Annotated in this window: 5 protein-coding genes; all 5 read left to right on the plus strand. The window is 60.4% G+C overall.

The window, feature by feature from the left end:
* Positions 1-459 (plus strand): ABC transporter permease subunit (locus OQK_RS11280; protein ID WP_038860863.1); only part of this gene is annotated, 459 nt, incomplete at its 5' end.
* 16 nt (positions 460-475) lie between these two features.
* On the plus strand, positions 476-2,146 hold the full coding sequence (gene pstA, locus OQK_RS11285; protein WP_016772481.1) for a phosphate ABC transporter permease PstA: 1,671 nt from the start codon (positions 476-478) through the stop codon (positions 2,144-2,146).
* A gap of 93 nt (positions 2,147-2,239) precedes the next feature.
* Positions 2,240-3,073, plus strand: a complete 834-nt coding sequence (gene pstB / locus OQK_RS11290; RefSeq protein ID WP_016772482.1) for a phosphate ABC transporter ATP-binding protein PstB — start codon at positions 2,240-2,242, stop codon at positions 3,071-3,073.
* A 119-nt stretch (positions 3,074-3,192) separates the two neighbouring features.
* Positions 3,193-3,954 carry a phosphate signaling complex protein PhoU gene (gene phoU / locus OQK_RS11295; RefSeq protein ID WP_016772483.1) on the plus strand — a complete coding sequence of 254 codons (762 nt, stop codon included), beginning with the start codon at positions 3,193-3,195 and terminating at the stop codon, positions 3,952-3,954.
* A gap of 176 nt (positions 3,955-4,130) precedes the next feature.
* Complete coding sequence (locus OQK_RS11300; RefSeq protein WP_016772484.1) at positions 4,131-5,063, plus strand: response regulator; 933 nt, start codon at positions 4,131-4,133, stop codon at positions 5,061-5,063.
* Positions 5,064-5,174 lie beyond the last annotated feature (111 nt).

Here is a 5,174-nt window from a genome sequence, read left to right on the forward strand (position 1 = left end):
CGCAACGCTTTGGTGGTCGGTCTGGCCATGGGCTTCGCGGTGATCCCGAACATCTACTCGATCGCCGAAGACGCCGTGTTCAGTGTGCCGCGCGGCCTGACCCTGGGTTCGCTGGCCCTCGGTGCGACGCCGTGGCAGACCATGACCCGCGTGGTGATCCTGACCGCCAGCCCGGGGATTTTCTCGGCGCTGATGATCGGCATGGGCCGTGCGGTCGGCGAAACCATGATCGTGCTGATGGCCACCGGCAACACCCCGGTGATGGAGATGAACCTGTTCGAAGGCCTGCGCACCCTGGCCGCCAACGTCGCGGTGGAAATGCCCGAGTCGGAGGTCGGTGGCAGCCACTACCGCGTGCTGTTCCTCTCGGCGCTGGTGCTGCTGCTGTTCACCTTCGTCATGAACACCCTGGCAGAACTGATTCGTCAGCGTCTGCGCAAGAAATACTCGTCGCTTTAAGCAAAGGTAGAAGTCTGTGAAACAGAACTCCCTGAAAGGATGGTTCAAGAGCGGCGCCCCGGGCGTCTGGATCAGCGGTGGCGCGGTGTCCATCGCGGTCATCATGACCATTGGCCTGTTGGCGGTGATTGCCGTGCGCGGTCTCGGTCACTTCTGGCCGGCGGACCTGATCCACGCCCATTACGACGTACCGGGCCAGGCCAATCACCTGGTGATCGGCGAAGTGGTGCAGAAAGAAGAAGTGCCGCGCGCGCGTCTGAAGAGCGCCGGCCTGCCGGTGCCTGACGAAGGTCCGGAATTCATGACCCGCGAGCTGATCAAGGTCGGCAACCGTGACCTGAACGGCAATGACTTCACGTGGATCGTCGGCGAGTGGCTGACCAAGCAGACCACACCGCCAGAATTGATGGCGATCGAGCGTCGCGAGTGGGGCAACTTCTACGGCTATCTGGTCAACGTCAAACAGGATGGCAAGGTCATCGCCGAAGGCGAGGCCGCATGGCCTGAGCTGCAAGCGCGCATCGATCGGGTGAACGATCTTGCTGCTCAACTGAAGACGCTGGAAAAAACCGACATCGGCGCGATCAATGCCGGCCTCGAGCGAATCCGTCTGCACGGGCGCAAACTCGAGCTGGAAGGCAAACTCGACGCCACCGCACAAGCGGACATGGAATCCGAGCGCGCCGAGCTGGACGCGCGCTACAAAGACATCGAAGCACGTCTGTCTGATTTGCATGCTCAGTTCAACCGCGACGCCTTGACCGCCCGAGACGCCAACGGCAAGGAAATCGAAATCGGTCTGGGCAAAGTCGTGCATGCCTACCAGCCAAACGGCATGAGCACCTTGACCAAGGTTGGTTTCTACTTCAGCAAGATCTGGGAATTCCTCTCCGACGACCCGCGTGAAGCGAACACCGAAGGCGGGATCTTCCCGGCGATTTTCGGCACCGTGATGATGACCCTGATCATGGCGATGATCGTCACCCCGTTCGGCGTGCTGGCGGCGGTGTACCTGCGTGAATATGCCAAGCAGAACACCCTGACTCGCGTTATTCGCATCGCGGTGAACAACCTCGCCGGCGTACCGGCGATCGTTTACGGCGTGTTCGGTCTGGGTTTCTTCGTCTACGTGCTGGGTGGTTCGGTCGACCGCTTGTTCTTCCCTGAAGCTCTGCCGGCGCCGACGTTCGGTACGCCGGGCCTGCTCTGGGCTTCGCTGACCCTCGCGCTGCTGGCAGTGCCGGTGGTGATTGTGGCGACCGAAGAAGGTCTGGCGCGGATTCCGCGTACCGTGCGTGAAGGTTCGCTGGCTCTGGGCGCGACCAAAGCGGAAACGCTGTGGAAAATCGTTATCCCGATGGCCAGCCCGGCCATGATGACCGGGATGATCCTCGCCGTGGCCCGTGCCGCTGGTGAAGTGGCGCCGCTGATGCTGGTGGGTGTGGTGAAACTGGCGCCGTCGCTGCCGGTGGACGGCAACTATCCGTACCTGCACCTGGATCAGAAGATCATGCACCTGGGCTTTCACATTTATGACGTCGGCTTCCAGAGCCCCAACGTCGAAGCAGCCCGCCCGCTGGTGTACGCCACCGCGCTGCTGCTGGTGCTGGTGATCGCGACGCTGAACCTGTCGGCGGTGTATATCCGCAACCACCTGCGCGAAAAATACAAAGCACTGGATAGCTAAAGCCATTAGCCACAAGCGGCAAGCTACAAGCCGCTTTTGCTCAAACTTGCAGCTTGCAGCCAGAAGCTTGCAGCTACGAACGGAGTGAGACCCATGCAGCACGAAACACACAGCCACGGCATCAACATGTCTGCCCTGGGCCGCGACAAGCAGAGCCTGGACCTGGCGCAGGAAACCGTTGCCATCGAAGTACCGGGCCTGAGCCTGTACTACGGCGAGAAACAGGCACTGTTCGACGTCAGCATGAACATCCCGAAACAGCGCGTAACCGCGTTCATCGGCCCGTCCGGCTGCGGTAAGTCGACCTTGCTGCGTACCTTCAACCGGATGAACGATCTGGTCGACGGCTGCCGTGTCGAGGGCGCGATCAACCTGTACGGCAACAACATCTATCGCAAGGGCGAAGACGTGGCCGAACTGCGTCGTCGCGTCGGCATGGTGTTCCAGAAGCCCAACCCGTTCCCGAAGACCATCTACGAAAACGTGGTCTATGGCCTGCGCATCCAGGGCATCAACAAGAAGCGCATCCTCGACGAAGCCGTTGAATGGGCGTTGAAAGGCGCGGCATTGTGGGACGAGGTCAAAGACCGTCTGCACGACTCGGCCCTCGGTCTGTCCGGCGGTCAGCAACAGCGTCTGGTGATCGCGCGCACCATCGCGGTTGAGCCGGAAGTGCTGCTGCTCGACGAACCGTGCTCGGCTCTCGACCCGATCTCGACACTGAAAGTCGAAGAGCTGATCTACGAGCTGAAGTCCAAGTTCACCATCGTCATCGTTACCCACAACATGCAACAGGCGGCACGGGTGTCCGACTACACCGCGTTCATGTACATGGGCAAACTGGTGGAATTCGGCGACACCGATACCCTGTTCACCAATCCGGCGAAGAAGCAGACCGAAGACTACATCACCGGTCGCTATGGCTGATTGGGGCAGCTGCAAGCCGCAAGCTTCAAGCGGCAAGAAAGAATTGGTGCGATATCAGGACTTACACATAACTGCTTGAAGCTTGCAGCTTGAAGCTTGCAACTTTCGCGGAGCGAACAATGATTTCCAAAGAAGGCCTTACCCATCACATTTCCGCGCAGTTCAACGCTGAACTGGAGGAAGTGCGCAGCCACCTCCTTGCCATGGGCGGGCTGGTCGAGAAGCAGGTCAACGACGCGGTCACGGCGCTGATCGAGGCCGACTCCGGCCTGGCTCAGCAGGTGCGTGAGATCGATGACCAGATCAACCAGATGGAACGCAACATCGACGAAGAATGCCTGCGCATTCTCGCCCGTCGTCAGCCGGCAGCCTCCGACCTGCGTTTGATCATCAGCATTTCCAAGTCGGTGATCGACCTTGAGCGTATCGGCGACGAAGCCACCAAGATCGCCCGTCGTGCCATCCAGTTGTGCGAAGAAGGCGAAGCGCCGCGCGGTTACGTCGAGGTCCGTCACATTGGCGACCAGGTACGCAACATGGTGCGCGATGCGCTGGACGCCTTCGCCCGTTTCGACGCCGATCTGGCCTTGTCGGTGGCGCAGTACGACAAGATCATCGACCGCGAATACAAAACCGCCCTGCGTGAGCTGGCCACCTACATGATGGAAGACCCGCGCTCTATCTCGCGGGTGCTGAGCATCATCTGGGTCCTGCGTTCACTGGAGCGCATCGGCGATCATGCGCGCAACATCTCCGAACTGGTGATCTACCTGGTGCGCGGTACCGACGTGCGCCACATGGGCCTCAAGCGCATGAAAGAAGAAGTTGAAGGCACAAGCGCTGAAACCGCTAATGTTCCGGGCGAAGCTGACGATAAGTAAGATTGCCTGAGAAAAGCGCCCGGCCCTCTGGCCGGGCGTTTTTGTTTCTGCTTTTCAGAAGCGGATTCGTATCAAAAGCAGCACCCGCGAACGAAAAGTCCCGGCGTGACTGAAGAGTTTTGGCAATGTGCCATCAGCCAGCGTTATGCTTGCCGGGATTTTAATAGGGGTGTTGGATGAGCAAGATCAGTGTGTTGGTCGTGGACGATGCTTCGTTCATTCGTGACCTGGTGAAAAAGTGCCTGCGTAATTACTTCCCGGGGATCCGCACCGAGGACGCCATCAACGGCAAAAAGGCCCAGGCCATGCTGGCCAAAGAGGCTTTCGACCTGGTGCTGTGCGACTGGGAAATGCCGGAAATGTCCGGCCTCGAACTGCTGACCTGGTGCCGCGAGCAGGACAACCTCAAGACCATGCCGTTCGTCATGGTCACCAGCCGTGGTGACAAGGAAAACGTCGTGCAGGCGATTCAGGCCGGCGTATCCGGTTACGTCAGCAAGCCGTTCACCAACGAGCAGCTGCTGACCAAGGTCAAGCAGGCACTGAACAAGGTCGGCAAGCTCGACACCTTGATGAACAGCGCGCCGACCAAAATGAATTCGGCATTCGGCAACGATTCCCTGAGCGCACTGACCGGCGGCAAGCCGGCCGTGGTCGGCGGCGCTGCGGCCAGGCCTGCCGCTACTGCACCCGCTCCAGCCGCTGCACCGTCGCGCGGTTTGCTCAACAGCCCGCCAGTTCAGGCGCCCGGTGCATCCAAGGCGCCGGTGGGCGGTCGTGGTCAGGGCCAGTTGCGCCTGCCGAGTGGTACTCAGCAATGCGTGATCAAGGCCTTGAGCATCAAGGAAGCCCTGCTGGTAGTGAAGCGCACCGAAACCCTGCCGCAGATCCTCGACAGCGCCGTGCTCGATCTGGAGCAGGGTGACAACGCCGAGATCGCGCGCCTCAACGGTTACCTGCACGCCATCGTCGCCCACGAGCAGAAAGCTGACAGCGACTGGCTGCAACTGACCTTCCGCTTTGTCGACCAGGATGCGCAGAAGCTCGACTACATCTCGCGCCTGATCGCCCGGGGCACGGCGCAGAAGCACTTCGTACCCGGCGCGTAAGCTTCGTCGCCCGATAGGCCGCCTTCGCGAGCAGGCTCGCTCCCACAGAGATCACACCGAACCTGTGGGAGCGAGCTTGCTCGCGAAGGGGCCATCAAAAGCACCACCCAT

Origin of the sequence: Pseudomonas sp. R62, assembly GCF_000257605.1 — a bacterium.
Classification (GTDB): Bacteria; Pseudomonadota; Gammaproteobacteria; order Pseudomonadales; family Pseudomonadaceae; genus Aquipseudomonas; species Aquipseudomonas atacamensis.

Coding starts and splice junctions, on each gene's coding strand:
- pstB (WP_016772482.1), top strand. CDS start 2,240: ATGCAGCACGAAACACACAGCCACGGCATCAACATGTCTGCCCTGGGC.
- phoU (WP_016772483.1), top strand. CDS start 3,193: ATGATTTCCAAAGAAGGCCTTACCCATCACATTTCCGCGCAGTTCAAC.
- OQK_RS11300 (WP_016772484.1), top strand. CDS start 4,131: ATGAGCAAGATCAGTGTGTTGGTCGTGGACGATGCTTCGTTCATTCGT.